Origin of the sequence: Pedobacter jejuensis (assembly GCF_003725795.1) — a bacterium.
GTDB classification, from domain to species: domain Bacteria; phylum Bacteroidota; class Bacteroidia; order Sphingobacteriales; family Sphingobacteriaceae; genus Pedobacter; species Pedobacter jejuensis.
On the sequence record NZ_RBEE01000024.1, the window covers coordinates 1 to 3426 of the forward strand.

At 39.3% G+C, this 3426-nt stretch carries 3 protein-coding genes; all 3 read right to left on the reverse strand.

The window, feature by feature from the left end:
• A partial coding sequence (locus tag D7004_RS13720) for a hypothetical protein (RefSeq protein WP_208646847.1) occupies positions 1-630 on the reverse strand: 630 nt, incomplete at its 3' end.
• Positions 584-1117 (reverse strand): hypothetical protein, encoded by a 534-nt coding sequence (locus tag D7004_RS13725; protein ID WP_123206444.1) that lies wholly within the window; start codon positions 1115-1117, stop codon positions 584-586. The genes D7004_RS13725 and D7004_RS13720, both read right to left, overlap by 47 nt.
• 585 nt (positions 1118-1702) lie before the next feature.
• Positions 1703-2629 carry a hypothetical protein gene (locus D7004_RS13735; protein WP_123206446.1) on the reverse strand — a complete coding sequence of 309 codons (927 nt, stop codon included), beginning with the start codon at positions 2627-2629 and terminating at the stop codon, positions 1703-1705.
• Between the last annotated feature and the right edge of the window lie 797 nt (positions 2630-3426).

Consider the following 3426-nt stretch of genomic DNA (forward strand, 5'->3'; position numbering starts at 1 on the left):
CAACATGCTCCAGAATATCCAACTTTGCTGCTCAATTCCTTTTATAACTAGATATGGACCGAATGCCATTTTTTCTGTCGTGAAATATTGGTACATTTCGTTCCTCATCAATTTGATTTCCTCAATGCCCGGTTTTGAATCGGGAAACCTGTTACAAAACACAATGCATTCTGGATTTGTAACCGCCTGGTCCAGTTTCCCCAATTTAGTGAGCAGATTAATTAAGGCAGAATTGATAAAGATTCCGAAGTACTGAAGATCAGGGGATCTGCGGACACTTGCGTTAATGGTTCTGTTTTCAATTGTTGTAAAATAGAAATGAGTTTTAAAATTAGTAACTACCTGATTGGGTAAAATGCCGAATAGTTCCTCAATAATAAAGTCAATGACCCCCTGAAAGCCTGTATTCACCTGGTCATATTGCTGATCTATTTCAAAGGCACTGTTTTTAATTTCGTCTGCATACTGCCTCTGGACAGCTGCTTTACGCAGTTCGAGATCCTCAGGTTCTGCACTATACTGATAAAGCTCTTTTTTAATAATTTCCGCAAATTCTTTTGGACTGTTGTATGTCATCTTGCCTTTAAGAAACGTTGTTTTGGGAACAGACATCAAACGTAATTTCAGCAAGCTGGAAATCAATTTTGCAGTTCTCCCCACTTATCAGTTCTTCCAGTCTTTTGAGATTAGAGAGGTCGGCATTTTCTGGATGGGGTAAAAATACTGCATATTGAAAATCATTCCCGTTTAATTTAAACGTAAGGTTAATCACAAAGCTTTTATACTCCAATGGTCCGGTAATCATACCAATTGCCGAGCTGCTTAGAGGAGCGTGCCGATTAATAAAAGCTAAAGGAAAATCAATATCAGATTCCGAATTCCGTAAATATTCAATCAATACACCATAAGTTTCGTTTTTAAATCCGCAAGTATCAAATATTAGTTCATACCCAATTTTAGAAAAAACCATTAGGTAGGCGCATTTTAGCAATGCTTTTTTATCGATATTTTTCCGCTGTTGCCATGTAAGTGTGAATTTTCCACCATCCCAATTTTTGAAAAGACCTTTGTGCTCCAGTGCCTTAATGTTCTGTGTGGAAGATTTTATCTGTACCATTGGCTTTCCGTCTTTTTTTGCAATTGCAAACTTTGCTGTAATGCCCCTAAATGAGAGCTCTTCTGAGGAGATTTTGGTGTTAATCTCACCACCACTTGCATTAAAATTTTCGCTTTCGAAAAAATTTAGGAGTCTTTTATCAGTAGTATGGCCATCCTTGTTATTTAATTCTTTACATGAAGAATGATACCTTTTCCCCCTAAACTTTCAGGCGGTACATGTTCTAATGTCAGCTCACGGTTCTTCAGACCCTCAATGGTATAACAACGGAGAGAAATTGGGCATACATACAGAGCATCCATTATTTCGGTGTCGCCTGATTGAAGCCTTAGTCCAAAACGTTGAAAGTTATTTCTCAAGTTCTTTGAGAACGCATTGAAAAGGGACTCGTGTTTTATCATATGGTTAACTGAAGGATGAAAATAACAAATTCTGACAATTGATCTGCCCTTATTGCTGAGGTGGGGCCAGTCTATTTAGAAAAACCTATATTTATTTGTAATATTACCCACATGGGAAAAAGATATTTTCACAAATATTTTTAGCTCATGCATAAAGCGGCCATAGCTCTAAAGCATAAAAGCCTTAGCTGATATTTATATGATTAGACAACATCTGAATCAAATTATTAGATTCTTCAATGACCCACTCATCATTTATCACCAGTGATCTTACCATAAAGCGCTGCGCATCCGTAAAATCCAGTTCGGATAAAAAACGGTCCTCGTCCTTCCATCTGCTCAAATGTTCAGATGAGGTAATATCCCTGGGTGTTCCGTTAGGTGTCAATAGCTTTATATCCTTTATGATCCTCTTGACCAGGGGATAGATGATAAATAGCCCATCATAATCCCAATCACAGCAATAAAAGATAGGTAAACCCCTGGTGTCCGCAAAACTTAATTTACTTACATTTTTGCCACCTGCGTACCATAACTCAATTCCATGCTTTCTTGGTTTATTGGGCTTGGTGAGCATATCTAGGTTCTCACATAAAACAATTGCCCTGGGGGTTTCACATTCAAGTTTATAGATATACTGTTGATCCTTTTCATTGGCAAAGTGGCTGACCCCCAAGATTTTTTTTAAAGCCTCAGTCAATGATTTTTTATCCAGAAGATATTTTTCGTTCTTAAAGAACATCAATGAAATCTCCTTTAAAGACTCGTCAGCCTCCATGATCTGTTTTTTTAACTCATCATACGCACCCACTTTGTTTAAGGCCTGAATATTCATCAGGATCTTCAGGTCCGTTTCGGTAAATCTGGTGTGGGGTGTTAGGATATCCAATGCCGACATAAAATCCAAGTAGCCTAGATAACTTTTTTTAAAGAGCTTTTCATAAATGGGACCATAACCCGGGGCAGCAAAGAATTTTCTGGGGTCCTCGCTAATGACGTTCAGGGATTTTATCAGGTACGACAAGGTACCGTCTTTGCAAAGGGTATCATTTTTCTTTACCTCTCCATGTTCATAAATCGTATGCAATGCTTTTAATACTACCCAGTTCATCCCTTTTTCCTGTTTAAAAAGATTTGCAGGCTTTCGCTTTTATTGCTTGTTTTAAAATAGGAAGCAGAAGGCCTGAAATTAATGTTTTTATCTCCCTTGCCCTTGATCAGATGATGTGCATACCATTCATCAGATAAGCTTGCATTGAAGACATGTGGTGCCATGGTGGATAAACCGCTTCAAATTGACCCCTCTTCGCCAATCTAAAAAGTTCCCCTTAGCCGAGTTAATTTGATAAGGTTCGCCAAAGGAAAAAGACCCCTTTGCGCCAATCCAAATTGACCCCCTTGAAATTGCAGATTCGTTTGTGCTAAATGGTTTATAGGAATATGTTTTTGTTTAGCTTTTAGCCGAACAAAAACTGTTGATTACAATGTCCAATAAGCCTATCAAAATGAATAAACTAAGACAGATCATCCGTCTATACAGTCAGGGAACCGGGACCAAGCGCATCCATGCAATGGTGTCAACCTCACGCAATACCATTAAAAAGTATATTCGCATCTGGCAGACGCTTGGCATTGGCTATGAAGAGTGCACTGCCAAGGGCGGTAGCGAACTGGCCGTCCTTCTTAACACCCCTCTGGCCAGGGTCGCCAGTGCGCCCCGTATGCAGATCCTTCCGGGACTATTACCCGAGTACTGTAACAGGTTACCGAGAAAAGGTGTTACAAGGGAACACCTGCATGCGGAATATATAAACAAGCATTCCGATGGTTACGGACGCTCTCACTAGAATAATGCCATCATGGTATGCCGGCAGCTCCACAGATCGGTACTGCCTCTAGAACATACAA

Bases quoted from the DNA above. Each gene is read 5' to 3' on its own strand.
- D7004_RS13725 (WP_123206444.1), bottom strand. From the start codon at position 1,117: ATGGTACAGATAAAATCTTCCACACAGAACATTAAGGCACTGGAGCAC.
- D7004_RS13735 (WP_123206446.1), bottom strand. From the start codon at position 2,629: ATGAACTGGGTAGTATTAAAAGCATTGCATACGATTTATGAACATGGA.